The organism is Streptomyces sp. NPDC044044 (genome assembly GCF_056434405.1).
On the sequence record NZ_JBWKFG010000001.1, the window covers coordinates 14,273 to 39,557 of the forward strand.

At 69.6% G+C, this 25,285-nt stretch carries 26 protein-coding genes and 1 pseudogene; 15 read left to right on the forward strand and 12 right to left on the reverse strand.

Annotated elements, in window-relative coordinates:
• Window positions 1–27: 27 nt before the first annotated feature.
• From AC07AG_RS00055 to AC07AG_RS00070, 4 genes and pseudogenes are all read right to left on the reverse strand, one after another.
• Window positions 28–474: a YdeI/OmpD-associated family protein gene (locus AC07AG_RS00055; protein WP_478750224.1), complete on the reverse strand. Its 447-nt coding sequence runs from the start codon at window positions 472–474 to the stop codon at window positions 28–30.
• Window positions 471–1,082: a glyoxalase gene (locus AC07AG_RS00060; protein WP_478750226.1), complete on the reverse strand. Its 612-nt coding sequence runs from the start codon at window positions 1,080–1,082 to the stop codon at window positions 471–473. Before AC07AG_RS00060 ends, AC07AG_RS00055 begins: the two co-directional genes overlap by 4 nt.
• A 114-nt stretch (window positions 1,083–1,196) precedes the next feature.
• The gene (locus AC07AG_RS00065) at window positions 1,197–3,137 is read right to left on the reverse strand and encodes an NAD(P)-binding protein (RefSeq protein ID WP_478750228.1); all 1,941 of its coding nucleotides are present in this window, start codon (window positions 3,135–3,137) and stop codon (window positions 1,197–1,199) included.
• A 284-nt stretch (window positions 3,138–3,421) separates the two neighbouring features.
• Window positions 3,422–3,614, reverse strand: a pseudogene (locus AC07AG_RS00070) (alkaline phosphatase family protein); the annotation flags it as partial.
• A gap of 163 nt (window positions 3,615–3,777) precedes the next feature.
• On the opposite strand from AC07AG_RS00070, the gene AC07AG_RS00075 reads away from it, so the two are divergent.
• Window positions 3,778–3,999, forward strand: a complete 222-nt coding sequence (locus tag AC07AG_RS00075) for a hypothetical protein (RefSeq protein ID WP_478750230.1) — start codon at window positions 3,778–3,780, stop codon at window positions 3,997–3,999.
• A gap of 265 nt (window positions 4,000–4,264) precedes the next feature.
• Here AC07AG_RS00075 and AC07AG_RS00080 read toward each other — a convergent pair whose 3' ends face one another.
• The gene (locus AC07AG_RS00080) at window positions 4,265–4,900 is read right to left on the reverse strand and encodes an MFS transporter (protein ID WP_478750232.1); all 636 of its coding nucleotides are present in this window, start codon (window positions 4,898–4,900) and stop codon (window positions 4,265–4,267) included.
• 301 nt (window positions 4,901–5,201) lie between these two features.
• Here AC07AG_RS00080 and AC07AG_RS00085 point away from each other — a divergent pair, with 301 nt between their 5' ends.
• The 9 genes from AC07AG_RS00085 (at window position 5,202) to AC07AG_RS00125 (ending at window position 10,459) form a co-directional block, all read left to right on the forward strand.
• On the forward strand, window positions 5,202–5,414 hold the full coding sequence (locus AC07AG_RS00085; protein ID WP_478750234.1) for a LuxR C-terminal-related transcriptional regulator: 213 nt from the start codon (window positions 5,202–5,204) through the stop codon (window positions 5,412–5,414).
• Between the two features lie 243 nt (window positions 5,415–5,657).
• A complete protein-coding gene (locus AC07AG_RS00090; RefSeq protein ID WP_478752136.1) occupies window positions 5,658–6,413 on the forward strand; it encodes an ABC transporter substrate-binding protein in 756 nt (251 codons plus the stop codon).
• Between the two features lie 41 nt (window positions 6,414–6,454).
• Window positions 6,455–7,240 (forward strand): amino acid ABC transporter permease, encoded by a 786-nt coding sequence (locus tag AC07AG_RS00095; protein WP_478750236.1) that lies wholly within the window; start codon window positions 6,455–6,457, stop codon window positions 7,238–7,240.
• A 5-nt stretch (window positions 7,241–7,245) separates the two neighbouring features.
• Window positions 7,246–8,079, forward strand: coding sequence for an amino acid ABC transporter ATP-binding protein (locus tag AC07AG_RS00100; RefSeq protein ID WP_478750238.1), 834 nt, complete (start codon window positions 7,246–7,248; stop codon window positions 8,077–8,079).
• A 139-nt stretch (window positions 8,080–8,218) separates the two neighbouring features.
• The gene (gene panD, locus AC07AG_RS00105) at window positions 8,219–8,659 is read left to right on the forward strand and encodes an aspartate 1-decarboxylase (protein ID WP_478750240.1); all 441 of its coding nucleotides are present in this window, start codon (window positions 8,219–8,221) and stop codon (window positions 8,657–8,659) included.
• Window positions 8,656–9,003 (forward strand): GNAT family N-acetyltransferase, encoded by a 348-nt coding sequence (locus tag AC07AG_RS00110; RefSeq protein ID WP_478750242.1) that lies wholly within the window; start codon window positions 8,656–8,658, stop codon window positions 9,001–9,003. The genes panD and AC07AG_RS00110 overlap by 4 nt, the downstream gene beginning before the upstream one ends.
• Entirely contained in the window at window positions 8,997–9,656 is a 660-nt protein-coding gene (locus tag AC07AG_RS00115) for an aspartate/glutamate racemase family protein (RefSeq protein ID WP_478750244.1), read from the forward strand. Before AC07AG_RS00110 ends, AC07AG_RS00115 begins: the two co-directional genes overlap by 7 nt.
• A gap of 65 nt (window positions 9,657–9,721) precedes the next feature.
• Window positions 9,722–10,168, forward strand: a complete 447-nt coding sequence (locus AC07AG_RS00120) for a nitroreductase family deazaflavin-dependent oxidoreductase (protein ID WP_478750246.1) — start codon at window positions 9,722–9,724, stop codon at window positions 10,166–10,168.
• A gap of 93 nt (window positions 10,169–10,261) precedes the next feature.
• Window positions 10,262–10,459 (forward strand): hypothetical protein, encoded by a 198-nt coding sequence (locus tag AC07AG_RS00125; RefSeq protein ID WP_478750248.1) that lies wholly within the window; start codon window positions 10,262–10,264, stop codon window positions 10,457–10,459.
• A 62-nt stretch (window positions 10,460–10,521) separates the two neighbouring features.
• Here AC07AG_RS00125 and gndA read toward each other — a convergent pair whose 3' ends face one another.
• Window positions 10,522–11,964 (reverse strand): NADP-dependent phosphogluconate dehydrogenase, encoded by a 1,443-nt coding sequence (gene gndA / locus AC07AG_RS00130; protein ID WP_361040999.1) that lies wholly within the window; start codon window positions 11,962–11,964, stop codon window positions 10,522–10,524.
• Window positions 11,965–12,063: 99 nt separating this feature from the next.
• On the opposite strand from gndA, the gene AC07AG_RS00135 reads away from it, so the two are divergent.
• Window positions 12,064–13,035 (forward strand): acetylxylan esterase, encoded by a 972-nt coding sequence (locus AC07AG_RS00135; RefSeq protein WP_478750250.1) that lies wholly within the window; start codon window positions 12,064–12,066, stop codon window positions 13,033–13,035.
• Between the two features lie 129 nt (window positions 13,036–13,164).
• The gene (locus AC07AG_RS00140; RefSeq protein ID WP_478750252.1) at window positions 13,165–14,382 is read left to right on the forward strand and encodes a transglycosylase family protein; all 1,218 of its coding nucleotides are present in this window, start codon (window positions 13,165–13,167) and stop codon (window positions 14,380–14,382) included.
• An 88-nt stretch (window positions 14,383–14,470) separates the two neighbouring features.
• On the opposite strand, the gene AC07AG_RS00145 is transcribed toward AC07AG_RS00140, so the two are convergent.
• A complete protein-coding gene (locus AC07AG_RS00145) occupies window positions 14,471–15,487 on the reverse strand; it encodes a DMT family transporter (protein WP_478750254.1) in 1,017 nt (338 codons plus the stop codon).
• Between the two features lie 472 nt (window positions 15,488–15,959).
• Between AC07AG_RS00145 and AC07AG_RS00150 the strand changes: the two genes are divergently transcribed.
• The 3 genes from AC07AG_RS00150 to glgC are packed head-to-tail and all read left to right on the forward strand — an operon-like array spanning window position 15,960 to window position 19,162.
• Window positions 15,960–16,700 (forward strand): (2Fe-2S)-binding protein, encoded by a 741-nt coding sequence (locus AC07AG_RS00150; protein WP_478750256.1) that lies wholly within the window; start codon window positions 15,960–15,962, stop codon window positions 16,698–16,700.
• Between the two features lie 52 nt (window positions 16,701–16,752).
• On the forward strand, window positions 16,753–17,919 hold the full coding sequence (gene glgA, locus AC07AG_RS00155; RefSeq protein WP_478750258.1) for a glycogen synthase: 1,167 nt from the start codon (window positions 16,753–16,755) through the stop codon (window positions 17,917–17,919).
• Window positions 17,920–17,941: 22 nt separating this feature from the next.
• Window positions 17,942–19,162, forward strand: coding sequence for a glucose-1-phosphate adenylyltransferase (glgC, locus tag AC07AG_RS00160; protein WP_478750260.1), 1,221 nt, complete (start codon window positions 17,942–17,944; stop codon window positions 19,160–19,162).
• A 37-nt stretch (window positions 19,163–19,199) separates the two neighbouring features.
• On the opposite strand, the gene AC07AG_RS00165 is transcribed toward glgC, so the two are convergent.
• The 5 genes from AC07AG_RS00165 to AC07AG_RS00185 all read right to left on the reverse strand — a co-directional run bounded on the left by AC07AG_RS00165 (window position 19,200) and on the right by AC07AG_RS00185 (window position 25,174).
• Window positions 19,200–20,192: an ABC transporter permease gene (locus tag AC07AG_RS00165; protein WP_478750262.1), complete on the reverse strand. Its 993-nt coding sequence runs from the start codon at window positions 20,190–20,192 to the stop codon at window positions 19,200–19,202.
• Between the two features lie 29 nt (window positions 20,193–20,221).
• On the reverse strand, window positions 20,222–21,184 hold the full coding sequence (locus tag AC07AG_RS00170) for an ABC transporter permease (RefSeq protein WP_478750264.1): 963 nt from the start codon (window positions 21,182–21,184) through the stop codon (window positions 20,222–20,224).
• 212 nt (window positions 21,185–21,396) lie between these two features.
• Complete coding sequence (locus AC07AG_RS00175) at window positions 21,397–22,917, reverse strand: sugar ABC transporter ATP-binding protein (RefSeq protein WP_478750266.1); 1,521 nt, start codon at window positions 22,915–22,917, stop codon at window positions 21,397–21,399.
• 1 nt (window position 22,918) lies between these two features.
• Window positions 22,919–24,016 carry an ABC transporter substrate-binding protein gene (locus tag AC07AG_RS00180; protein WP_478750268.1) on the reverse strand — a complete coding sequence of 366 codons (1,098 nt, stop codon included), beginning with the start codon at window positions 24,014–24,016 and terminating at the stop codon, window positions 22,919–22,921.
• Window positions 24,017–24,160: 144 nt separating this feature from the next.
• Entirely contained in the window at window positions 24,161–25,174 is a 1,014-nt protein-coding gene (locus AC07AG_RS00185) for a LacI family DNA-binding transcriptional regulator (RefSeq protein WP_478750270.1), read from the reverse strand.
• Window positions 25,175–25,285 lie beyond the last annotated feature (111 nt).

The window sequence follows — 25,285 nt, forward strand, 5'->3', positions numbered from 1 at the left end:
CGGGTGGGTGCCGCGGGAGACCCGCGGCTAACGGTCCGCTTCGTCCCGGAGCGAGGCCAGGGCGCTCTCGATGCGCCGCGCTCGCGTCTCGGGCCTCTTCGCGCCGTCGACGGCGAGCACGTGCTGCCGCTTCCGGCCCTGGGGCAGGCGGTCGTAGGCCGCGCGGGCAGCCGGGTCGGCGTCCAGCGCGCGGCTGAAGTCCTCGGGTTCGGTGACGACGCGGGGCTCGGTGTCGAGCTGAAGGTCGACCTCGACCTCCTCGCCGGGGCCGACGCCCGCCGCAAGGCGGTTGGCCTTGCTGAGGCCGAGCAGACAGCGGCCGCGCATGATGGCGACCCTGCTCTTCCACGTGTGCCCGTTGACCGTGATGATCACCGGCGGCCGCTTCCCGCCACCGAGAGCCTCCACGACCTCGGGAGGCACCTCCAAGCCCTTCATGGGCTCGGGGGGCTCGACGTACGTCCGGAACTTCATGCCGCGGGCTCCCACGCGAATCCGTCCGGGTCGGTGAAGGCCTCGGAGCCGCCGCAGACCGTGAGCCGGTGCGAGCCGCCGCCCTCCGGCGAGACACCGGCGACCTTGGCGAGCCCGCGACGCCCGTACAGCGACAGCTTCACGCGACTCGACGAACCGTCGAACTCGACGTACTTGCTGCCGAAGCTCTTCGCGACGGTCAGGCCGCGGTCGACGTAGAACCGCTTGGTCGCGGCCATGTCCGAGACGCCGAGGAGCAGGACGATCTCGTCGATCTGCCGGCTGTCCGGCCCTGTGTCCTTCTTCGACGAGCTCGCGAGCTGCCAGATCGTCCCGTCAGGAGCCTGTACGACGCCGCCGTAGCCCCACATGGACTTCTTGGCGGGCTTCAGCTCCGTGGCCCCCGCGTCCAGTGCGGCGCCCGCCAGGCCGTCGACGATCGAGGGCTGGGAGACCACGAGCGAGACGGTGAACCCGCGGAAGCCGGACGTCTCCGCCTCGGAGGCCCGCAGGCGTACCTGCTTGTCAAGCCCGAAGGCGTCCGAGTAGAAGCGCTCGGCGGCCGCGGGGTCCGCCACTTCAAGGGTGATGCAATCGATGGAGGTCATGTCGTCGACGCTAGCCGCGGTCCGGTGACCGGCGCTTCTTGAATCCTGATCGCTTTCACGCATTCCCCTCGGGCCCGGCCGTCCCATGCGGCCGGGCCCGCGCGTTCGGGTGTGTCAGGTCAGGTGTGCCACGGCGCGGTGGGCCGCGTCGAAAGCCGCGTGGGTGTAGCCGAAGGCCTCGGTGTCCGAGTTGGCGATGGCGATCCGGCCGACCGGACGCCGGGCCTTGCTGTAGGGCCGCTGGGACTCCGGCTGGAACAGGGCGGGATCGTCGAGTGAGTTGTACTCGTAGGCGTAGCCGTGCGCCCATCGGTTCACGGTGAGTGCGGTGATGTCGCGTGCGGGGTCGAAGCCGTGGTCGCCGAGCGAGCGGGCCATGGAGTCCCGGATCTCCCGCTCGAAGTCTTCGAACGGCATCTTGATCAGTGTGCGACGGCCGGCCTTGTGCTGTTCGCGGCAGATCAGACCGGGCTGATTGGGCGTCGCGGACAGGGAGATCACGGTGGGCAGCTCGGGACGGCGCGGCATCGTGAAGTCACCGATCTCCGTGACGGTCGGCAGTCCGAAGCTGCTGAAGAATCCCGAGGGCGTGCTCACGCGTGACACACGGGCCGAGGCGAAGGACCGCCAGTTCTTGAGAGCCACCCGCGCGTACACCAGGGGCACCTTCACGCCGTACCGCATCGCCGTGGCCTGTTCCGGCGGAAGTTCGGGCATGACGTAGGAGGACACCGAGTTCCAGCAGGCCATGACGACACCCTTGGCGCGCACCCGGTAGGTCCGTCCGCCCTTGGAGTAGGTCACCAAGGCGCCGTGCCGTCCCTCGTTGCGCACGTCGACGGCGCTGCTCGACAGGCGGATCCGGACGCGGTTGTCGGGGTCGTCGAGACGGGAGTAGTCGGCCTTCGCGGTGACGATCTCACGCCAGTCGGGCCGTCGGCCGTCGAAGACGTCCGGGATGAGCCGGGCGACCAGGAGCCGGGCGAGGGAGGCGTTGCCTTCGGGGAAGTAGAAGTTGCCGTCTTCCTCTGTCTCGTTGAGGTGCATGAGCGGGGTGAGTCCGGCGCCGGGCCACGAGGTCGAGGCCAGCCCCAGACCGTCGAAGCCCGGCTGGCCCGTGGCCCACGCGTCGGCCGATGCGACCCGGTCCACGTTCACACCCCACAGCCCGTTGGTGCCCCGCTTGACGACCTCCAGTGCGTCGTCGTCCAGGCCGAGCTTCTCGCGCAGATACGTCTCGTACGGAGTCCGCGCGAGGATCTCCTTCTTCTGGGCGTCCGTCAGCCCGGGGTAGAAGTCCTCCGATGTCGTGTACAGGCGGACCAGCGCGGCCCGGCTGGCCTCACCCATCGGCAGCTTGGCGGCGTAGGAAGCCCATGACTCACCGGGCTCCCGCACCACCAGCCGGTCCTCGCCCCAGCGTTCGGCGTCGAAGAGCGTGGCGCTGCGCAGTCCGTAGGGCGCGTACGCGTCGTCCTTGACGGTGGCTTCCAGCGCCTTCAGGTTCACGCCGAGGTCTTTGGTCAGCAGGTCGTGGGCCTGGCGGGACCAGGTGCTCGGGGTGTCGATGTTGACGGTGCCGCCGTTGGAGAGCAAGAGGGTCCTGCCGACGTGGAACTCGTTGCGCCGGGCATGACCGCCGAAGTCGTCCAGGGCGTCCAGGACCAGGACGCGGGCGCGCGGCCCTGCGGCCTTGCGGTAAAGGTAGGCCGAAGCCAGGCCGCTGAGTCCGCCGCCCACCACGACCAGGTCGTAGCTCTCCCGCGTGTCCTTGATCCTGCCCGGGTCGAACTCACCGTCGCGCACCGCGTGCGCCACGTCGTAGGCCCCCGGCTGCTGGCCCCGAAGGCCCGTTTCGGTGGGCGGGTAGGCCGTGGTGTCGTGGTGGGCGCCCGCCTGCCCTCGGTGCGTGGAAGGACCGCCGGCCGCGTGTGCCGCTGCGGGCAGCGCGGTCGCCGCAGCCACTGCCGCGGTACCCACCGCCACACCGTCCAGGAAGTCCCGCCGCGTGATTCTCGCGCCCATACCGAGTTCTCGATCGCTGAATCTGGACATGCCCAACCCCCACGAGTGGATGCGGATTCAGAAGCGGAATCGCTGATCGGCATGGTATCCAGTAGAAGAGAAGCCTTTGAATAACTGATTTCGTCGAGATCGAGGAAAAATCTGCGGATTCCGCAGATCGCAATCTTGCGGTCGCGGCGGCTGCGCTCCGTGCTCGCCCAGTTCAGCGGCCGGTTGACCTGCGGCACAGAGGGCGCACCTTCAACCGCCTCAGGAAGCGTGGAGCTGGAATCTGTCGATCACCCAGAAGAAGACGAGGACCTTCGCGGTCTGCGGCCGGAGGACGCCTCGTCGGACCATTCGCCGGAGTCGGCCACCGCGAACACGCCGCGTGCGCGGACGTTGAGTTCGCGCCACTGGTCGCGTTGGCTGCGCGACGATGACGGACCAACCGCTCGGCGTGGCGTGGATGAACCCGAGCGCATCGCTGGGGATGCCGGTCTCGTCGACGTGGGGGGCAGCCGCCGGAGATGCCGAGGCGGGGTGGTAGCGGACCGCGGGATCGTCCGGTCGTCCCCCGTCGTGCAGTACGGCGATGTGCGAACGCAACAGCGACGCGTTGGACATCGGTGGCGGGCCTCTGGCAGGGTCGCCCGTCCGGTGCCCCACACGTTCCGAAGGGAGAGTCACGATGATCGAAGTGAGCACACGCAGCGTCACGGAAGCGGCCGTTGCCGAGGAACTGCGGGGGAGTACGACGACGCTCGACATTCCAAAGGGTTTCGACCTCTGGACGGCTGAGGAGATCTCGGAATGGCTCGACCAGGTCGAGGACGACCCCGGAGTCTCTGACACCGACTTCTACGCTGCCCAGCAGGCGGTGCGGCGAGTAGTGGGCGTCGAGGACGCCTGATCCTGATGGCTGAAGCCCGGCAGACCTCGGTCGGTCCGTCGGCTGCTGCCCGCCCCGGCCCGGCTGGAGGGGTCGGGACGGGCAGAACGCTCAGGCGGGGCCGGTGAATTACCGGCGCGCCGCCCCGTATGTGCACCACGCAAGTCAGCCGGACCCGGGGGCTCCACCCGGCCGATGCGGTCCGGCGAATTCCCCCTCCCTGGTAGGCCGGGTGCCGCATCCGTCGCTCCCGGGCCGGCTTTGGTGGGCAGGTTGGGTGGGTTGGTCAGGTTGCCTTGGCCGGTTTGGGCAGCGCGAACATGAGGGCCCACATCACGCTCAGGGCGGCGATGCCGTACCAGATGCTTCCTGCGAAGATCATCTGCCAGCCCAGTCCTGCGATGTCGGCGGCGGTGAGTACGGCTCCCAGGGCCGGGCCGAGGATTCCACCGAGGGACATGACCATGCCGTACAGGCCGAACGCGCGGGCACGGGTGGGCCCTTGGAAGGTGACCGCGATGGTGGCCAGGACCTGCGGCACCATCACCGCCGCCCCCACGCCCTGCAGGGCGCGGGCCGACACCAGGAAGCCCGGCCCGGTGGCGATCCCGCACAGCAGGGAGGCCAGGGTGAAGGCGGCGGTCCCGGCGAGGAAGACGCGTTTGCGTCCGTAGAGGTCGCCGAGGCGTCCACCGGTGATCAGGCCGAGGGCGAAGGTGAGTGCGTAAGCGGCGGGGATCCACTGCATCGCGGCGCTGGAGGCGCCGGTGTCCGCCTGGATCAGTGGCAATGCGGTGTAGACGATGGAGGCGTCGAGCGCGTTCATCAGCTCGGCGATCAGCACCACGGCCAGAATGACCGTGGTGCTGCGGTCGGCCCTCGCGGGGCGCGGGTCGACCTGAGTGTGGCGATGGGTGAACACGGAGGGTTCCTGTTCGCGTGCGGAGGGTCGGGACAGAGGCGGGCCTGGGCAGGCCCCTGACCGCGAGCAGCGCGACAGGTCGAAGCAGGTGAGGGTGCAACGGGCCCAGGCCATGAAGGGCACCGCTGTCGAGGCATGCGTCAGAGGTCCGCCGTGGCGGACGACTGGGAAAGAGCCTCAAGACGAGCGGCTACAGGGCCTGGCGGATCGGATTCTCCTCGACATGTGAAAGGCCGGGTCCAGAAGAGGCGGAGCCGACAGAACCCGAAAAGCGTAGAGGGCGCTCTGCCCTCCACGCAAAGTGGACGGGCTTCCGGCGCCAGGTACTGCAACTGATCGCCGAGGTCTCACCAACCCGGAGATCGCCGACCGGCCGCATGTCACCGAGGAGACGGTGAAGACCCATGTCAGCCGGATGTTCGGGGCTCGTCGTGCCGGGCGCTGCGGGGGCGCGGCCTCTCGGCGCCCCGGCCGCCCCTCGGCGTCGATTCGGAAGCTGACGCACAGCAAGTGACCGTTCACATAGGGGATTTGATGCAGTGGAGATCGAGTGTGTTACCCATACGCAATCCCGAGGGCAGGACAAGAGCCCTGGCCGGTGGCAGGATGCACCGCAACTTGCGCAGCACACAGCGCTGTTGATCTCGCTTGCGCCCTGGTTCGAGCCTGCCCTGGAGGTCCTGTGTCCGCTCGTCCCCAGAAGTCCGTTCGTTCCCCGGTGGCTGTCATAGCCCTGACAGCAGTCGCCGGCCTGCTGATGGCGGGCTGCACCAGCACCAAGTCCGACAGCGACGGCGACAAGGGCGCCTCGGGGATCAAGCTCGTCTCGTCCGGCAAGATCAAGACCTGCACGCATCTGCCCTATCCGCCGTTCCAGTCGAAGAAGGACGGCAAGATCGTCGGCTTCGACGTGGATCTGGTCGACCTGGTCGCCAAGGAGCTGGGGGTCGAGCAGGAGATCGTCAACACGCCCTTCGAGGGCATCGAAACCGGCCAGGACTTCAACATCCGCAAGTGCGACCTGGCCGCCGCGGGCATGACGATCACCGACGAGCGCGACAAGGTCATGGACTTCTCGGACCCCTACTTCAACGCCACCCAGGCGCTGATCACCAAGAAGGGGCAGCCCTACAAGACCTTCGAGGATCTCAAGGGAAAGAAGCTCGGCTATCAGAAGGCCACCACCGGCGGCATCTACGCCAAGAAGGAGAGCAAGGGCCTCGACATGGAGCTCGTGGAGTACGAGGACGTCGGCTTGCTGCTCACGGCGGTCAAGGCCGGCAAAGTCGACGCGGGCATCAACGACAACGGCGTGCTCTTCGAATACATCAAGGACAACCCGGACACCGAGGTGACCGCGGAGTTCGACACCGGTGAGAAGTACGGAATCGGCTTCCGCACGGGCAACGACTCACTGCGCACGAAGGTCAACAAGGTCCTCGAGGAAGCCCGGACCGACGGCAGTTACGACAAGATCTACAAGAAGTGGTTCGGCACCACTCCGCAGAGCTGACCTCAAGCATTCAAACGGCTGACCAGAGGAGTTCTGCACGTATGTCCATGTCCCGACGGCGGCGTGCACGGCTGTTCCGCGGCGTCCAGTACGCCGTGCTGATCGTCGCCATAGCCGTGTTCGCGCTGGTGGCCGACTGGGGGACACTGCGCCAGGCGTTCTTCGACGTGGAGATCGCCAAGGCGCTGTTTCCCGAGGTGATCACCACCGCGCTGGTCAACACCGCCTACTACACACTGCTCGGCTTCGGCTTCGGCCTGGGGCTCGGCATCGTGCTTGCGCTGATGCGGCTGTCCACGGTGCCTCCGTACCGCTGGATCGCGATCGCCTATATCGAGTTCTTCCGCGGCATTCCCTCCCTGCTGGTGTTCATCGCGCTCGGCTTCGGTGTGCCGCTGGCCTTCGAGGTCGCGCTCGACATGGACATCACCGTGATGCTGTCCCTGGGCCTGGTGGGCGCCGCCTATATGGCCGAGACGATCCGCGCGGGCATTCTGGCGGTGCCCAAGGGGCAGACGGAGGCGGCCCGTTCGCTCGGCATGTCACCGGGGCGTGCGATGGTGTCGATCGTGATGCCGCAGGCATTCCGGATCGTGCTGCCGCCGCTGACCAACGAGCTGATCCTGCTCACCAAGGACTCCTCGCTGGTGTATCTGCTCGGCCTCTCGCTCGGCCAGTTCGAGCTGGCCAACTTCGGCCGGGACGCGCTGAACGAACACAAGAGCCTGACCCCGATCCTGATCGCCGGACTGCTGTATCTCGTCATCACCCTCCCGCTCGGCCATCTGGTGCGGCGGCTCGAGGCCCGTACGGCGAAAGCCAGGTGAGCGCCATGAAGCAGGACAAGGCACCCGACGCGCCCGCGCCTTCGGGCCAGGCGATCGAGGTGCGCGAGCTGCGCAAGTCGTTCGGCGATCTGGAGGTGCTCAAGGGCATCGACCTCACGGTCGGGCGCGGTGACGTGGTCTGTGTCATCGGCCCTTCGGGCTCCGGCAAGTCGACCCTGCTGCGCTGCGTCAATCTCCTGGAAGAGCCCACGTCGGGCACGGTGACGGTGGCCGGAACGGAAGTCACCGACCCTGATGTGGACATCGATCGCGTACGCCGTCGGATCGGCATGGTCTTCCAGTCCTTCAACCTCTTCCCGCACCTCACGGCGCTGGAGAACCTGACCATCGCGCAGCGCCGTGTGCTGCGGCGCGGCAAGGAGGAGGCGCAGCGCATCGCGCGGACCAACCTCGCGCGGGTGGGCCTCGTCGGCAAGGAGCAGTCCTATCCGGCGCAGCTCTCCGGCGGCCAGCAGCAGCGGGTCGCGATCGCTCGGGCGCTGTCCATGGACCCCGAGTTGATGCTCTTCGACGAGCCGACCTCCGCGCTCGACCCCGAACTGGTCGGGGACGTACTCGCGGTGATGCGCTCGCTCGCCCAGGAGGGGATGACGATGCTGGTGGTCACCCATGAGATGAGCTTCGCGCGCGAGGTCGCCGACCGGGTGGTCTTCATGGACGACGGAGTGATCGTCGAGGAGGGCACGCCCGAACGTGTGGTGGGCGACCCGCAGCACGAGCGGACCCGGACGTTCCTGGCGCGCGTACTCGATCCTGCGGCGGCGGAGGTGGGCGAGGTCCCGGACACAGGACCGCACGAGAAGCGCGTGGACCGCTGAGGAGAGCTTTCGGGTGCTGCCTGTTCGCTGCGGCGCACGATGTTGCGGGAAGCCCTCGATTCGAAGGCTGGCCGATGTACATTGAAAGGCGCCCCTGACCTGCAGAAAGCTGGCAGGGAGCCGTCTTTCAGGAGTCCAAATGCTGCGTACTCTGTTCAAGTCCAAGATCCACCGCGCTACGGTCACCCAGGCGGACCTGCACTACGTGGGCTCGGTGACCATCGACGCCGACCTCCTCGACGCGGCCGACCTGCTGCCCGGCGAGCTCGTGCACATCGTCGACGTCACCAACGGCGCCCGCCTGGAGACCTACACCATCGAGGGCGAACGCGGCAGCGGCGTCATCGGCATCAACGGCGCGGCCGCGCACCTCGTCCACCCCGGCGATAAGGTGATCATCATCAGCTACGCCCAGGTCGACGACGCCGAGGCGCGCACCCTGCGGCCCAAGGTCGTGCACGTCGACGGCGCGGACAATCGCATCGTGGCCCTCGGTGACGACGCGGCCGCGCCGGTGCCGGGCGCCGATGACATGGCGCGCAGCCCGCAGGCCGTGCCAGCCCTTGAGGAGAGCCGATGAGCAGTGGGATCGAGATCCGTGACGACCGGGCGCGCCACGTCCTCGAAGCCCTGGCGGACAGGGAGGTCGTCGGGCAGATCGTCTACTTCATGCTCGACCGGCCCGAGCCCGCCCTCGTCCCGGTGCACACCGAAGTCGTGCCCGCGCACGAGGGCGAGGGCATCGCGGGTTCGCTGGCCAGGGAGCTGTACGCGATGGCGGCGCGGGAAGGCATCGCCGTCGCGCCCCTGTGTCCGTACGTCGTGAAGTGGGCCGAGCGGCACCCGGACGAGGCGCCCGTCCCCTCCGGAGAGCTGGTCGCCGCCGCCCTGGACAAGGTGAAGTCGGACCCGGCCGCATGGTGAGCCCGACGCTCGCCCTGCTGCACACCTCGCCCGTGCACGTCCCCGTCTTCGAGGGGCTGCGGGACCAGGACCACCCGGGGCTCGCCCTGCGCCACCTCGTCCACGAGGACCTGCTCGCGCGGGCCCGTGCCGAGGGGCCCGAGGCGGTGGCCGACGACATCCAGGAGCTGCTGGTGGCGGCCGTCACCGAGGGGGCGGGCGTCGTGCTCTGCACCTGCTCGACGATCGGCGCCGTCACCGAGGCCCGCGCCGCGGCCGTCGGCATCCCCCTGGTGCGGGTGGACCGGCCCATGGCGGCCGCCGCCGTGGCCGCTGGGCGGTCCGTGGCCGTCGTCGCCACCCTGGAGAGCACCCTGGGACCGACCCGCGCCCTGGTCGAGGAGGAGGCCGCCCGTGCCGGGCGGACCGTCGACGTCACGACAGTCCTGGTGGAGGGCGCCTGGGAGCGCTTCGAGGCCGGTGACGGGGAAGGGCACGTACGCCTGATCGCGGACGCCGTCGACGCCCTGGACGGCGTCGACTCCGTGGTCCTCGCCCAGGCCTCCATGGCCGGGGCCGCGGACCGCACCACTCTGCCCGTGCCGGTCGTCTCCAGCCCGCGCCCCGGGCTGCGCGCCGCCGTTCTCCGGTTCGGCGCGGACGTCAAGTCGTAGGCTGAGCGCGGGAGATGAGTGATCGCTCACCTCCCGCGTACCCCTTCGACTCCACAGGAGCGGACATGGCGCAGCAGGACGAAGAGGCCGTCATCAGCCCCACCGGCTGGGTGGCCGACCAGGCCCGGCTCTACGAGGAGTCGGGCGGCACGAAGGGCACCGGGGTGCAAGGTGTCCCCTGCCTGCTGCTCGACTACCGCGGACGGAGTACGGGGCAGCTGCGCCGCACCGTACTCATCTACGGCCGCGACGGCGACGACTACCTCATCGTGGCCTCGAACGGCGGCGCCGACGAGCACCCCCTGTGGTATCGCAACCTCGTCGCGAACCCCGACGTACGGCTCCGCGTGGGCACCGAGGAGCGGTTCGACGCCCGCGCCGAGACCCTGTCGGCCGAGGACAAGGCCAGGGTCTGGCCGGGCCTCGTCGAGTTGTTCGCCCCCTACGCGGACTATCAGGCCAAGACGGATCGCGACATCCCCGTCATGCGGCTCAGCCGCACCCGGGACTGAGCCGGACGGCTCGGGGACGTGTCGACTCGGCAGGCGTGGGCACGCGAGGCGGGAGAGAGTGGTCACGACCATCTCCGACTCGATGGAGGAGACATGACCGTCCCGTACCCCGAACCCACGCCGCCCAGCCCGATCCCCGACCCGGGCGGGCCGAGCCCGGTGCCCGACCCCGAGCGTCCCGTGCCGGGTCCCGGCCCCGGCCCCGTGCCGCGTCCTCCCACGCCGACCCCGCCGCCGTCCCCGCTCCCGCCGCCGGGACCTGAACCCGAGACCGAGCCGAAGCCGGTCTGACGGCGGGAGAGGCAGACAGGCGCCAGGCCTCGCCAGGCCTTGCCAGGCCTTGCCAGTCCTTGCTAGGCCTGCACTTCCGAGCGGTCCGCGCCCCACAGGGTGTGGAACGACCCCTCGCGGTCCGTACGCCGATAGGTGTGCGCCCCGAAGAAGTCCCGCTGCCCCTGCGTGAGCGCGGCCGGCAGGCGGTCCGCGCGCAGTGCGTCGTAGTAGGCGAGGGCCGCCGAGAAGCCCGGCGTCGGGACACCCTGCTGGGTGGCCGCGACCAGGACCGCGCGCCAGTCGTCCTGGGCCGCACCGATCTCCTGCGCGAACGTCTTGTCCGAGAGCAGGCTCGGCAGGTCCGCGCGCGTGTCGTACGCGGCGCGGATGCGGTCCAGGAAGGCGGCGCGGATGATGCAGCCGCCGCGCCAGATGGCGGCGACCGAGCCCAGGTCGATGTCCCAGCCGTACTCCTCGCTGCCCGCGGCGACCTCGTGGAAGCCCTGCGTGTACGACACGATCTTCGAGGCGTACAGCGCCTGCTCGACCTGGTCGGCGAATGCCCCGGCCTCGGCCTCGCTCAGCGCGCGCGCCGTCGGGCCCGCCAACTCCTTTGACGCCGCCCGCAGTTCGGTGTGGCCCGACAGGGAGCGTGCGAACACCGCCTCCGCGATGCCCGACACCGGAACACCCAGGTCGAGGGCGATCTGCACGGTCCAGCGACCGGTGCCCTTCTGCTCGGCCTGGTCCTGGACCACGTCCACGAACGGCTTGCCCGTCGCGGCGTCCACGTGCTTCAGGACCTCGGCCGTGATCTCGATCAGATAGGAGTCGAGGCGGCCGGTGTTCCAGGTGCGGAAGATGTCCGCGATCTGAGCGGGGGAGTAGCCCGCCACGTCACGAAGCAGCTGATACGCCTCCGCGATCAGCTGCATGTCCGCATACTCGATGCCGTTGTGCACCATCTTCACGAAGTGCCCCGCGCCGTCCGGACCCACGTGGGTGACGCACGGGGAGCCGTCCTTCGCCTTCGCGGAGATCTTCTCCAGCATCGGGCCGAGCGAGGCGTACGACTCCTGCGAGCCGCCCGGCATGATGCTCGGACCGAGCAGCGCGCCCTCCTCGCCGCCGGAGACGCCCGTGCCGACGAAGTGGATGTCCTGCTCGCGCAGTTCGCGCTCGCGGCGCCGTGTGTCCGCGAAGTGCGCGTTGCCGCCGTCGATGATCATGTCGCCCGGCTCCATGAGCGGCGCGAACTCCTTGATGACGGCGTCCGTGGGTTCGCCCGCCTTCACCATGATGACCAGGCGGCGCGGGCGCTCCAGGGCCGCGACGAACTCCTTGGCGGTCTCGGTGGCGATGAACTCGCCCTCGTGACCGAACTCCTCGACCAATGCCTGCGTCTTGGCCGCCGTGCGGTTGTGCAGGGCGACGGTGTAGCCGTTGCGTGCGAAGTTGCGGGCCAGATTGCGCCCCATGACCGCGAGGCCCGTGACACCGATCTGGGCTGACGTGCTGCTCATGCCGTGGCTCCTGGAAGTGGAAGTGCCGGTGGTGTTCGCCAGTATTGCCCCGCGGCGTAGCGTGACATTCCGACACTGTGTCCGACGGAGGAGCCGCCCGTGCCTCATTTCGACATGCCGCTGGACGAACTGCGCCGCTACCGGCCCGAAGCGCCCGAGCCCGAGGATTTCGACGCTTTCTGGGAGAAGACCCTTTCGGCCGCACGTGAGCACGATCTGGATGCCTGCTTCGTTCCCGTCGACGCGCACCTGAGCACGGTCGACGTCTTCGACGTGACCTTCGCTGGGTTCGGCGGCCATCCGGTCAAAGGTTGGCTGATATTGCCCGCGGGGACGACCGAGCCGCTGCCCGCCGTCGTGCAGTACATCGGGTACGGCGGTGGCCGCGGACTGCCGCACGAGCACCTGCTGTGGTCGGCGGCGGGCTTCGCGCACTTCGTGATGGACACCCGGGGGCAGGGCAGCGGCGGTTCGGCGGGCGACACCCCCGACCCGGTCGGCAGTGGGCCCGCCTACCCCGGCTACATGACGCGCGGCATCGAGGACCCGCACGAGTACTACTACCGGCGCGTCTTCACCGACGGCGTACGCGCCGTGGAGGCGGCCCGCGCGCATCCGCTGGTGGACTCCTCGCGCGTCGCCGCGGTCGGCGGCAGCCAGGGCGGCGGGATCACGCTCGCCGTGGGCGGACTCGTCCACGACCTGGCGGCGATCGCGCCCGACGTGCCGTTCCTGTGCGACTTCCCGCGCGCGGCGGCGCTCACCGACCGGCCGCCCTATCGGGAGATCGCGCTCTACATGAAGGCGAAGCGCGGCTGCGAGGAGCGCGTCTTCCGTACGCTCTCCTACTTCGACGGCGTGCACTTCGCGGCGCGTGGCTCGGCGCCCGCGCTCTTCTCGGCGGCTCTCGAGGACATGACGTGCCCGCCGTCCACCGTGTTCGCGGCCCACAATTCCTATGCCGGGTCGGAGCGTTCGATGGAGGTGTACTCCTTCAACGATCACGAGGGCGGTGGCCCCTACCAGCAGAGTGTCCAACTCCGGTGGATCCCGGAGCACTTGAAGGGCTGACCGAACGGGAGCCCCCTCGGTCACGCACTCTTGTCACGGTCTGGTCAGAGCGGCTAACTTGCCGCCTTGTCGTGTGTCTGACGTGACTGTTCTGACGTGACTGTGAAGTGTGTGACGGAGGGGGCTCCCATGGCCTTACGCGGTCGGCACCGCCGGTATCAGCCGAACCGGATCAACCGTGCGTCGCTGACCGTCACGGCGGGCGGCGCCGGGATGGCGCTGCCACTGATCGGCACCGGCACGGCAGAGGCGGCCGACGTCGACACCTGGAACAAGGTGGCGGCCTGCGAGTCGACCAGCAACTGGAGCATCAACACCGGCAACGGCTTCTACGGCGGGCTCCAGTTCAAGCAGTCCACCTGGGAGGCGTACGGCGGCACCGCCTACGCACCGCGCGCCGACCGCGCGACCAAGGACCAGCAGATAGCCGTCGCCGAGAAGGTCCTCGACGCACAGGGCCCGCAGGCCTGGCCGGTCTGCTCGGAGCGGGCGGGCCTGACGCGGGGCGGCGACGCCCCCGACGTCACACCGATGAGCGCGGCCAAGAAGGCGGCGCCGAAGGCCCCCCAGCGCGACGTCAAGGACGTCAAGCCGGAAGTGACCCCGCAGTCCACCGCGGGCCGCGGCCAGATGTACACCGTCGTCCGCGGCGACACGCTCTCCGGGATCGCCGACGAGCGCCGGGTCAGCGGCGGCTGGCAGAAGCTGTACGAGGCCAACCGCGAGGCGATCGGCGGCGACCCCGACCTGATCACGCCGGGCCAGCGGCTCGCGCTGCAGGCCTCGCAGAAGAAGGCAGGGAAGCCGCAGGCCACGCCCAAGCCGCGCACGGAGTCCAAGCAGCGGGCCGAGCCCAAGCAGCGGACCGAGCCGAAGCAGCAGGCGAAGCCGAAGCCGCAGCAGAAGGCCGAGCCGAAGAAGGCGAAGCCCGCCCAGGCCGCGCAGGGCTTCTCCGCACCGGTGGCCGCATCGCCGAGCACCCCCTACCGCGCCGCGGGCGGATCCTGGTCGAAGGGCTACCACACGGGCGTCGACTTCCCCGTGGCCACCGGCACTTCGGTCAAGTCGGTCGCCGCGGGCACGGTCGTGTCGGCGGGCTGGGGCGGCTCGTACGGCTACGAAGTGGTGATCCGGCACGCCGACGGAAAGTACTCCCAGTACGGCCACCTCTCGGCGCTCACCGTGAAGACCGGGCAGAAGGTGGGCGCGGGGCAGCGCATCGCGCGCTCGGGGTCCACGGGCAACAGCACGGGCCCGCATCTGCACTTCGAGGTGCGGACGGGGCCGGGGTTCGGCTCCGACGTCGATCCGCTCGCGTATCTGCGGGCCGGCGGCGTCCGGATCTGACGCGGACGAAGCGCTTCGGGAACGACTGAAGCCCCTGGGGATTCCCCGGGGGCTTCAGCAGGACGTGCTCGGCTCGCTCCAGAGCGCTTCAGGAGCCGATGCGCTCGCGGCCGTGGCCGTGGCGGAACAGCACCCGCCGGTGCGGTCCGGTCGCGGCCTGGGGCTGAGAGGGCACCGCGGGCAGCTCGTCCGGCCGCGCCTCGGGGGCCACGGCGTCCGCCGCCACAGGGCCGCCCTTGGCCACCGTCACCGTCGGCGTCGCAACGCCCTGCGCCGCGCCGATGCGCTCCGTGGTCAGCAGGATCAGACCGCCCGCCGCGACGACGCCGAAGCCCAGGGCCACGGCGGTGCCCGCCGAGCCGTAGCGGAACGATTCGCCGAAGAGCGTGAGGCCCACCGCGGCCGCCACGACCGGATTCACGACCGTCACCGTCGACAGCGGCGCCGCCAGGCCCGCGCCGCGGTACGAGGCCTGCGAGATCAGCACACCGGCCGCCGCCAGGACCGCGATCACGGCGAGGCTGGGCGCCTGGTGCGTCAGAGGTTCGTTCGCCTCCCAGTCCACCGCCACCGTCTTGGTGAAGACCGAGGCGATGCCGAAGGCGACGCCCGCCGCGCTGGCGAGCAGCACGCTGCGCACCACCGGGTGCCGGTGCACCGCGTGCGCCACGACCATGAGCGTCACCACGGCGCCCGCGGTCACCAGCGCCACCATGACCCGCTCGGCGTTGTTCAGGGACTGCGCGTCGGCCGACTGCGTCAGCGAGAGCAGACCGGCAAGGCCCACCGTCGCCATGATCGCGCCGCGCCACGCGGTGGCGCCTGCCTTGCGGCGCACGAAGAGAGCGGCCATCGGCAGGGCGAAGACGATGGTGAGCGCGCCGAGGGGCTGCACGAGGCTCAGCGGTCCGTAGGCGAGCGCCACCACGTGAAGCAGCGCACCCAGGCCGTTGAGCCCGATCGCGACCCACCAGACGCCGCGGCGCAGCGGGGCGTACCGCCGCTCCGGCGTGCTGACGGCGACGCGCTCCTGCAGAATGGCCCCGCCCGCATACGCCACGGCGGAGATGATCGAGAGCACCACGGCCAGCGTGAGGGCACTCATGAGGTGCTCCACGGCTGGCGCTGCGCCCCCGGGCGGGCCCGGGGCGGCCGGTGCGGCGAACGGTCGGCTTCCATACTCACTACGATCTCGCGGATTTCGCTCCACGTCGTCGTACCTCAGCAGGCATTGGGTCCTACTACCGATGGAGTACGACGCGGGAGATGTCCTCCCCCGGGTGGGTTACGCCGCGGTTCGGTGGATCATCCAGAGTCTCGAAAATTCGTACGTGAAGGCCCGTCGGAACGCCCCCGTCCAGGCCACTGGGCGCGGCGAGGACGCGCCTGCGCGCGCCTCGTACGAGGTGCTGCACCTCCAGTGTGCTCCAGTCTCCGCGAACGCGCGCATGCGGACGTCCATCCATGCCGTCTGACCTGGTCTTTTGTGATTTCCGATCGCATTCTCGACCCTCGACCCTCGCCCGCTCATACGCCGGGACGCCCAGGCTCTGCCCGGACGCCTAGGCTCTGCTCTCGTGAAAGCCCCTCTCGACCTGACAGAAGTCGGTTCCGTCGGCGGATTCTTCGCCCTGCGCACGGGAGCGCCGCCGGGCGGTGCCCAAGTGGCGCCCCTGGCGCGGGTGTACGCCGGGGACGGCGGGCCCCTCGCGTTCCGCGTCGACAAGGTCGCCGCCCGGCTGGGAGCGCCCGACACGCGCATCGCCGTGTCCGTGGCGCAGCTCGGGCTCGCGGCGCGGCTGTGGTCCGTGACGCTCGGCTCGGCCGTGCTGCACGGAGAAGTGCCGGACCTCGCCCCGGAGCTGCTGCACTGGGACGCGGACGGCACATCGCCCGACGACCTGTGGCTGACGGAGCTGACGACGCGGCCCGCCGACGCCGCGAGCATCCGGGACGTCGTGCAGAACGCCCATCTGGCGCCCCTGGCCGACGCCCTGCGCACGCGGTTCCGGATCTCCGCGGCACTGCTGTGGGGCAACGCGGGCTCCGCGCTCGCCGGCGCGGCCCGCGAACTGGACACCTGGGCGCGGCGCAACGGACGTACCGACGTGGGAGAGCGCGCACGGGCCCTTGCGGTCGAACTCTTCGACCATCCCGACCTGCGTTCCACCGGAACCCTGCGCGGCACCGCGTTCCGGCGCCGCAGCTGCTGCCTCTTCTACCGCTGTCCCGACGGCGGTGTGTGCGGGGACTGCTGCTTCGACCGGCCGCCCCAGAGGTCGGTGCGTGGCTCTTCCCCACCGGGCGCTTCTGGGTGACCATGAGGGGGCGGGCGACCGGCGGCTGGGGCGGACGGACGGGGGGTGCTGCGTGCGAGTGGGACTGCTCACCCGGGAGTATCCGCCGGATGTCTACGGCGGCGCAGGAGTCCATGTCGAGTTCCTCGCACGGGAGTTAGAGGCCCTCGTCGACGTCGACGTGCACTGCTGGGGAAACGGCGCCGCCGCCGACGGAACCGTGCGCCACCGGGCCTGGGACGCCCTGGACGGCGCCAACGACGCCCTGCGCACCTTCTCCGTGGACCTCTCCATGGCGGCCGCTCTCACGGGGTGCGATCTCGTCCACTCCCACACCTGGTACGCCAACCTCGCGGGCCACTTCGGCAAGCTCCTGCACGGCATCCCGCACGTCATGACCGCACACTCCCTGGAGCCCCTGCGCCCCTGGAAGGCCGAGCAGCTCGGTGGCGGGTACGCCCTCTCCGGCTGGGCCGAGCGCACCGCCGTCGAGGCCGCGGACGCCGTGATCGCCGTCTCGCGCGGCATGCGGGCCGACATCCTCGCCTGCTACCCCGCCATCGACCCGGCGAAGGTGCACGTCGTCCACAACGGCATCGACACCGCCCTGTACCGCCCCGACCCTGGCACGGACGTCCTCGAACACCTGGGAATCGACCCCGGGCGGCCCTATGTCCTGTTCGTCGGACGCATCACCCGGCAGAAGGGCGTGCCCCATCTGCTGCGCGCCGCCAAGGAGTTGGACCCGGCGACCCAGCTCGTGCTCTGCGCCGGAGCCCCCGACACCCCGCAGATCGACGCCGAGTTCCGCACCCTCTTCGAGGAGCTGAGCCGGTCCCGCGGGGGAGTCCACTGGATCCCGGAGATGCTTCCGCGCCCCCATATCGTGCAACTCCTCACGCATGCGCGGGTGTTCGTCTGCCCCTCGGTGTACGAGCCGCTCGGCATCGTCAACCTAGAGGCCATGGCGTGCGGCACCCCTGTCGTGGCATCGGACGTCGGGGGCATCCCCGAGGTCGTCGACCACGGAAGCACGGGGCTCCTGGTCCCGTACGAGGAGAAGGAGCCGGCGGCCTTCGAGGCACAGCTCGCGCAGGCCCTGAACGAACTGGCCGCCGATCCGCGCGCCGCGACCCGCATGGGCGCGGCCGGGCGCGACCGCGCCGTCGGGGAGTTCGGCTGGGACGCGGTCGCGCGACGCACGACCGGCCTGTACGAGGAGTTACTCGAGTCCAAGTGATCCCAGTTAAGGGGGCGGCGCGATGCGCGGTGGACCTTCGGTGCTCGGAATCGTCCTGGCGGGCGGTGAGGGGAAGCGCCTGATGCCCCTCACGGCCGACCGGGCCAAACCAGCGGTCACGTTCGGCGGCACGTACCGCCTCGTCGACTTCGTGCTCTCCAACCTCGTCAACGGCGACATCCTGCGGATCTGCGTACTGACCCAGTACAAGTCGCACTCCCTCGACCGGCACGTCACCACCACCTGGCGCATGTCCAGCCTCCTCGGCAACTACGTCACCCCGGTCCCCGCGCAGCAACGCCTCGGCCCGCGCTGGTACTTGGGCAGCGCGGACGCGATCCTGCAGTCCCTCAACCTGGTGCACGACGAACAGCCCGACTACATCGCGGTGTTCGGCGCCGACCACGTCTACCGCATGGACCCCCGGCAGATGCTCAACCAGCACTTCGAGAGCGGTGCCGGGGTCACGGTCGCGGGGATCAAGGTGCCGCGCGCGGACGCGGCGTCCTTCGGGATCATCACGCCCGCGCGGGACGGCACACGCGTCGACCGCTTCCTGGAGAAGCCCACCGACCCTCCGGGTCTTCCCGGATCGCCGAACGAGGTGTTCGCCTCGATGGGCAACTACGTCTTCACGACGAAGACCCTCGTCGACGCGATCCAGCAGGACGCCGAGGACGACGACTCCGTGCACGACATGGGCGGTTCGATCCTGCCCATGCTCACCGAGCGGGGCCTGGCCCAGGTGTACGACTTCGACGACAACCACGTGCCTGGGGAGACCGCGCGCGATCACGGCTACTGGCGTGACGTCGGCTCGCTCGACGCGTACTACGAAGCGCACATGGACCTGATCTCCGACCAGCCGGTCTTCAACCTGGACAACCGGCGCTGGCCCATCTACACCAACTCCGGCGGCCTGCCGCCCGCCAAGTTCTGCGCGGCCGGCATCGCGAGCGAGTCCGTCGTCAGCCCGGGGTGTGTCATCCGGGGGCAGGTCACGCGCTCCGTGCTGTCTCCCGGTGTGACGATCGAGGACGGGGCGGTCGTGCAGGGTTCGGTGCTGCACGACAACGTACGCGTGGGCAGGGGCGCGGTGGTGCGGGGTGCCGTGCTGGACAAGAACGTGGACGTCCCGCCCGGGGCGACCATCGGGGTCAACCCGGAGCGGGACGAAGAGCTCTACACGGTGTCGAAGGGCGGCGTGATCGCGCTGGGGAAGGGGCAGGCCGTTCCGATGTAGCCCTTCGTCTGCGGCCCTTCGTCGGCGGCTCCGTCCGCTACAGGACCCTGCGTCTGCGGCCCAGCCACGTCTGGGCGATCACGACGAGCGCCAAGAAGGCGCCGCTGACCACCTGTTGGTAGGCGGAGTCGAGCGAGCCGATCTGGTTGATGACGTTCTGGATGACCTTCAGGAGCAGTACGCCGACGAGTGAACCGCTGATGAAGCCGAATCCTCCGGTCAGCAGGGTGCCCCCGATGACGACCGCGGAGATCGCCTCCAGTTCCATGCCCGAGCCGAGGATGGTGACGCCCGAGACCAGCCAGGCCGCGTTGAGCGCGCCCGCGAGGCCCGCGCAGAGGCCGGAGAGGGTGTAGACGGTGACCTTGGTGCGGGCCACGGGGGCGCCCATGAGGGCCGCCGCGTCCTCGTTGCCGCCGACCGCGTACACGTACTGGCCGAAGCGGCTGCGGCGCAGGACCACGGCGCCCGCGACGAACAGGGCGAGGGTGATCCAGACCGGGGCTCCGATGCCCAGGAGCTTTCCCTGGCCGAGTGTCGCGAAGAAGGAGTCCTTGTCGACCAGGTAGGTCTTGGAGCCCTCGTCGGTGATGGACAGGAGGATGCCGCGCGCGCCCAGCATCGCGGCCAGCGTCACGATGAAGGGGGCCAGGCGGGAGCGGGCGATGAGGAGGCCGTTGACGAGGCCGATGAGACCGCAGACGGCCAGGGGCAGGAGGAGGGCCACCGCCGTCCCGTACTGGGAGCCCCACGCCGCGAGTACCCCGCCGAGTGCGAAGAGCGAGCCCACGGAGAGGTCGATTCCGCCGGTGATGATCACGAACGTCATGCCGAGCGCGACGACCGCGAGGAACGCGGAGGAGACCGCCATGTTCTCCAGGTTGTCGGTGGTCATGAACGTGTCGAAGCTGAGCGACGCCGCGATGACGGCGACCACCAGGGTGACCAGGGCGCCGTGCTGCTGGGCGAGTGCGCTGATGCGCTCGGAGCGGGTCGCGCCTGTCGGTTCGTCGTCGCCGCTCGTCTTCATGGGGTTCGCCTCGGATAGGACGGTGCCTGTCACCGCTTGCCCCTCTCCCGTGCCGCGTAGACGGCCAGAATGATCACTATGGCCTGGGCGATCTGTGTCCATGAGGGCGGCAGATCGTGCTTGATGAGCGTGGCGGTGAGCAGCTGGATCAGTACGGCGCCCGCGACGGTCCCGCCGATCCGTACGCGTCCGCCGCTGAGCGGTGTGCCGCCGACCACGACCGCGGTGATCGCGGACAGTTCCATCAGGTTGCCGAGGGATGTCGGGTCGCTGGCGGTGAGGCGGGCCGTCGCCAGGACGCCCGCGATGGCGGCGAGCGCGCCTGAGCAGACGTAGACCAGGATCAGGACACGTCGTACGGGGAGTCCGGCGAGGCGGGCTGCCGGGCGGCTGTCGCCGATGGCGAGGAGCTGGCGGCCGAAGGTGGTGCGGCGGACGACGAAGGCGACGAGGAGTGCGAGTGCCGCCGCGATCAGGACGAGGTAGGGGATGCCCAGGACGTCGCCGGAGCCGAGGGACGCCATGGTCGGGTCGCGTACGTCCTTGAGCTGGGGGAGCAGCACGAGGGCGAGGCCGCGGCCCGCGACCATCAACGCCAGAGTGGCGACGATGGGTTGGACGCCGATGAACGCGATGAGGGAGCCGTTCGCGACGCCGATGGCCGCGCCGCCGATGATCGCGACGATGAGCGCGATCCATGTGCCGTAGCCGAGGTAGAGGGAGAGGAGGGACGTGGAGAGCGCCATGACCGAGCCGACGGAGAGGTCCACGCCTTCGCTGCCGATGGCGAGCGCCATGCCGAGGGCGACGATGAGGACCGGGGCCACCTGGACCGCTTGGGTGCGGAAGTTCTCGGCCGAGAGGAAGTGGGGGGTCACGGCGATGTTGAGGAGCAGGAGGACGGCTACGCCCAGGTAGACGCCGTAGGACTGGAGGTAGTGGAGGATGCGCTCGCGGTCGGCTGTTTTGCCTCCCAGGGCGAGGTCAGTCATGGGTACTCCGGGGGAGCGGGGGCCTGCCGGCGGCGGGGCGTCGGGTGCGCCTTGGCGTGTCTGTGGGGCGGGGCCGTGCCGGTATGTCCGTCCTCGCCATCGTCCGGTGGCCGCGTAGCTGCTTCGCTGCTGGAGTGCCGCGAACCGTGCTCCGGGCGGACATACCGGCACGTCCCCTCCGGTCGGCTCGGCGGCCGCAGGCGAGTTGGGGGCTAGTCACTGGGGCTCCCCGTTGTTGCTATCGCTCGCATCAAGGCGTCCTCTGTGACCTGGGGGCCCGTCAGTTCTTCGATCACCGTGCCGTCCTTGAGGACTATGACTCGGTCGGAGCCCTCGATGAGTTCCTCCATGTCGGAGGAGATGAGGAGCACCGCCAGGCCGTCGTTGGCCAACTCGTCGATCAGCTTCTGGACTTCGGCCTTCGCGCCGATGTCTATGCCTCGGGTGGGCTCGTCGAGGAGGAGGACCTTGGGGTTCATGGCCAGCCAGCGGGCCAGGAGGACCTTCTGCTGGTTGCCGCCCGACAGTTCGCCCACCTTCTGGTGGGGGCCCGAGGCCTTGATGCGCAGGCGCTTCATGAAGGTGTCGACGATCGAGTCGATGGCTGCCTCGTTCACCAGGCCGAAGCGGGAGAGGCGGGGGAGTGCGGCCAGTGCGATGTTCTCGCGGACCGAGAGGCCGGGGACTATGCCCTCCGCCTTGCGGTCCTCGGGGAGGAGGCTGATCCCGGCACGGATGGCCGCCGGGGGTGAGCCGGTGCGGATCGGGGCTCCGGCGATCAGTACGTTGCCGGAGTCGGGGGTCAGCGCGCCTGCGATCGCCTTCGCCGTCTCGCTGCGGCCCGAGCCGAGCAGGCCGCCCAGGCCCACCACTTCGCCGGGGCGGATCTCGACCGAGACGTCGTGGAGGTGGTGGCGCATGGTGAGGTTGTCTGCCTGGAGGATGGGCCGGGTGTCCGGGGCGTGGTCTCCTGAGAACTTGGTCGCGCCCTCTTCGCGGACCTCTCCCACCTCGCGGCCCAGCATGAGGGAGACGAGGTGGAGTCGGTCGAGCTCTGCTATCGGGCCCGTGTGCACCAGCTTGCCGTCGCGGAGCACCGTGACCGTGTCGCACACCTCGTACAGCTCTTCCAGGCGGTGGCTGACGTAGATCACCGCGATGCCGCGGTCCCGCAGCATGCGGATGACGCCGAACAGGGTCTGGACCTCGCGCGGTTCGAGGGACGACGTCGGCTCGTCCATGATGACGACCTGGGCGTCGACCGAGACGGCGCGTGCCAGGGCCACCATCTGCTGGGTTCCCACCCCGAGTTCGCGCAGGGGGCGGCGTACGTCGACGGATATGCCGAGGCGTTGCAGGGCCTCGTCGGCCTCGCGGTGCATGCGGCGGAAGTCGATGAGGCCCAGGCGGCCGCGCGGCTCGCGGCCGAGGAAGAGGTTGCGGGCCACGCTCATCAGGGGGACGAGGTTGACCTCCTGGTAGATGGTGGAGATGCCCGCGTGCTGGGCCTCCAGGGGTGTGGCGAAGGCGACTTGGCGGTTGTTGTAGGTCAGGTCGCCGGTGTCCGGTGCGTAGACGCCTGTGAGTACTTTGATCAGGGTGGACTTGCCCGCGCCGTTCTCGCCGATCAGGGCGTGCACCTCACCGGCGCGAGCGGTGAAGTCGACCGCGTCGAGGGCTCGTACTCCCGGAAATGTCTTGGTGAGACGGCTCACTGAGAGGACGTCAGGCATTTCAGTAGGCCTTGCCGAGGTCCGCCTTGGCGTTGGTCTTCGTGTACGCGCTGTCCTTGATCACGATGTCCTGCGAGACCTTGGTGCCCTTGGTGAAGGTGTCCAGGGTCTGGAAGGCGAGCGGGCCGAAGCGCGGGTTCGACTCGATGACGCCGTCGATCCAGCCGTCGACGATGCCCTGCACGGCGTTGCGCGTGCCGTCGACCGTCACGATCTTCACGTCACCGGCCTTCTTGCCTGCGCCCTTGAGGGCGTTGACGGCGCCGAGGCCCATCTCGTCGTTCTCGGCGTAGATCCCGGTGATGTCCGGCTTGGACTGGATGAGCTGCTCGGTGACCTGCTGGCCCTTCTCACGGGCGAACTCGCCGGTCTGCTTGAAGACGACCTTCAGGTCGGGGGCCTTCTCCTTGATGCGGTCCTGGAAGCCCTTGGTGCGCTCGGTGGTGACGTTGTTGCCCGCCGCTCCGAGCAGGATCGCGACCTTGCCCTTGCCGCCCGTCGACTTGATCATCTGGTCGGCCGCGCGCTTGCCCTGCTCGACGAAGTCCGAGCCGATGAAGCTGACGTAGTCCTTGCAGGCCTTGGCGTTGATCTTGCGGTCAATGGTGACGATCGGGATGTGCTTGGCGGAGGCCGCGCGAAGGACCGGCTCCCAGCCGTCGGAGTTCAGCGGTGCGATGACCAGGAGGTCGGCGCCCTTGGCGATGAGGTCCTGGACGTCGCTGATCTGCTTGGAGAACTGCGACTGGGCGTTGGCGGTGAGGAGCTTGACGCCGCGCTTCTTCGCCTCGGCCTTGATGGACGCCGTCTCCGCGATGCGGAAGGGGTTGGCCTCCTTCTCCGACTGGGAGAAGCCGACGGTGGCGGACTTGAGGTCCAGCTTCTTGCCTCCGTAGGCGTCTATCGCGCAGGTCGGGCCGCTGCCCTCGCTCGGCTCCGAGACGACCTGGCCCGAGTCGCCCTGGTCCTGTGACGCGGAGCTCTTGTCGCCGTCGTCCTCGGACTTGGCGCATCCGGTGGCGAGCGCGAGGCTCGCGGCGAGACCGGCGGCGAGGAGGGTCCTGGCTGAGGTGCGGCTAAGGCGTGTGGTCGGCTTCATGGAGTCCCCAAAACGGCACGGCCCCGGCGCTGAGAGCGCTCACGGGAGGATCGGCACTTACGGTCAACTCGGCGGTACGGGGAGCTTTTTACATCGTTGGAAGGGGGCTGTAAACCCTCCGCGCAAGCGAAGACCGCCGAGTGCTCAGCGTCGGCCCAGCGTGCTCTCGCGCTCCACCAGGCGGAATTCCGCGGTGAGTTCACGGCCCTCGGGCTCGCCCGCGCCCTCCAGGCTGCGCAGCAGCGAGGCCACCGCGAGACGGGCGATGGCCTGCTTGTCCGGCGAGACCGTGGTCAGCGTGACCGCCCCGAACTGGCCCTCGGCGATGTCGTCGAAGCCGACCACCGCCACGTCCCACGGCACGCGCAGACCGCGCTCGTGCAGCACCCGCATGGCGCCGATCGCCACCAGGTCGTTGTACGCGAAGACCGCGTCGGGCCGCACTCCCGCGTCCAGCATCCGCGCCATCGCCTTCGCACCGTCCCAGCGGTTCCAGCCGCCGACCGGGCCCACCAGATTGTCCGGCGCCGCTATCCCCGCCTGCGTCAACTCCTCGCGCCAGCCCTGGAGCCGGAGGTTCGCGGGACGGTTCGCGGAGTCCGTGCGGGCTCCGAGATACGCGATGCGGGAGCGGCCGCGGCCGATGAGGTGGCGCACCGCCATGCGGGCCGCGGCCACGTTGTCGATCGCGATGTGGTCGTACGGCAGGTCGTACTGGCGCTCGCCGAGCAGCACCAGCGGTACGTCGTCCTCGCGGCCGAGCAGGTCGGCCGCCTCCAGTTCGAGGGGGCTCAGGATCAGACCGTCGATCACCCGGGCCCGGAAACCCTGGCTGACCAGCACCTCCTGCTCGCGTTCGCCGCGGGTGTGGTCGAGCAGGACGGTGAAATCGTGCTCGGCCGCCGCGTCGATGACCGCGCCTGCCAGCTCGGCGAAGTACGGGTTGCCGAGCTCGGGGACGGCGAGCGCGATGATTCCCGTACGGCCCTTTCGCAAGTGACGCGCCGTCAAGTTCGGCCGGTAGCCCAGCTCGTCGATCGCCTCCTGGACTCGCGCCCGCATCGCCGGGGTGACGTGCTGATACTTGTTCACCACGTTCGAGACGGTCTTGATGGAGACGCCCGCGTGCTCCGCGACGTCTTTGAGGCTAACCCGCACGTGCAGCTCCCTGCGTCGACGTGGACCCCTGGTGCTGGGGTGTTTGTCATGGCCCTGGACAGCGCGCCGAGGGGCGTGCTGTCATGCCAACTGCCGTTCCTTCCAACGTTG

Excerpts from the sequence above, each read along its gene's own strand:
- AC07AG_RS00140 (WP_478750252.1), top strand. The coding sequence starts at position 13,165 with ATGGCCTTACGCGGTCGGCACCGCCGGTATCAGCCGAACCGGATCAAC.
- AC07AG_RS00100 (WP_478750238.1), top strand. The coding sequence starts at position 7,246 with ATGAAGCAGGACAAGGCACCCGACGCGCCCGCGCCTTCGGGCCAGGCG.
- gndA (WP_361040999.1), bottom strand. The coding sequence starts at position 11,964 with ATGAGCAGCACGTCAGCCCAGATCGGTGTCACGGGCCTCGCGGTCATG.
- AC07AG_RS00110 (WP_478750242.1), top strand. The coding sequence starts at position 8,656 with ATGAGCAGTGGGATCGAGATCCGTGACGACCGGGCGCGCCACGTCCTC.
- AC07AG_RS00120 (WP_478750246.1), top strand. The coding sequence starts at position 9,722 with ATGGCGCAGCAGGACGAAGAGGCCGTCATCAGCCCCACCGGCTGGGTG.
- AC07AG_RS00055 (WP_478750224.1), bottom strand. The coding sequence starts at position 474 with ATGAAGTTCCGGACGTACGTCGAGCCCCCCGAGCCCATGAAGGGCTTG.
- AC07AG_RS00090 (WP_478752136.1), top strand. The coding sequence starts at position 5,658 with ATGGCGGGCTGCACCAGCACCAAGTCCGACAGCGACGGCGACAAGGGC.
- AC07AG_RS00065 (WP_478750228.1), bottom strand. The coding sequence starts at position 3,137 with ATGTCCAGATTCAGCGATCGAGAACTCGGTATGGGCGCGAGAATCACG.
- AC07AG_RS00145 (WP_478750254.1), bottom strand. The coding sequence starts at position 15,487 with ATGAGTGCCCTCACGCTGGCCGTGGTGCTCTCGATCATCTCCGCCGTG.
- AC07AG_RS00165 (WP_478750262.1), bottom strand. The coding sequence starts at position 20,192 with ATGAAGACGAGCGGCGACGACGAACCGACAGGCGCGACCCGCTCCGAG.
- AC07AG_RS00060 (WP_478750226.1), bottom strand. The coding sequence starts at position 1,082 with ATGACCTCCATCGATTGCATCACCCTTGAAGTGGCGGACCCCGCGGCC.
- glgC (WP_478750260.1), top strand. The coding sequence starts at position 17,942 with ATGCGCGGTGGACCTTCGGTGCTCGGAATCGTCCTGGCGGGCGGTGAG.
- AC07AG_RS00115 (WP_478750244.1), top strand. The coding sequence starts at position 8,997 with ATGGTGAGCCCGACGCTCGCCCTGCTGCACACCTCGCCCGTGCACGTC.
- AC07AG_RS00125 (WP_478750248.1), top strand. The coding sequence starts at position 10,262 with ATGACCGTCCCGTACCCCGAACCCACGCCGCCCAGCCCGATCCCCGAC.
- AC07AG_RS00180 (WP_478750268.1), bottom strand. The coding sequence starts at position 24,016 with ATGAAGCCGACCACACGCCTTAGCCGCACCTCAGCCAGGACCCTCCTC.
- AC07AG_RS00175 (WP_478750266.1), bottom strand. The coding sequence starts at position 22,917 with ATGCCTGACGTCCTCTCAGTGAGCCGTCTCACCAAGACATTTCCGGGA.
- AC07AG_RS00170 (WP_478750264.1), bottom strand. The coding sequence starts at position 21,184 with ATGACTGACCTCGCCCTGGGAGGCAAAACAGCCGACCGCGAGCGCATC.
- AC07AG_RS00075 (WP_478750230.1), top strand. The coding sequence starts at position 3,778 with ATGATCGAAGTGAGCACACGCAGCGTCACGGAAGCGGCCGTTGCCGAG.
- panD (WP_478750240.1), top strand. The coding sequence starts at position 8,219 with ATGCTGCGTACTCTGTTCAAGTCCAAGATCCACCGCGCTACGGTCACC.
- AC07AG_RS00095 (WP_478750236.1), top strand. The coding sequence starts at position 6,455 with ATGTCCATGTCCCGACGGCGGCGTGCACGGCTGTTCCGCGGCGTCCAG.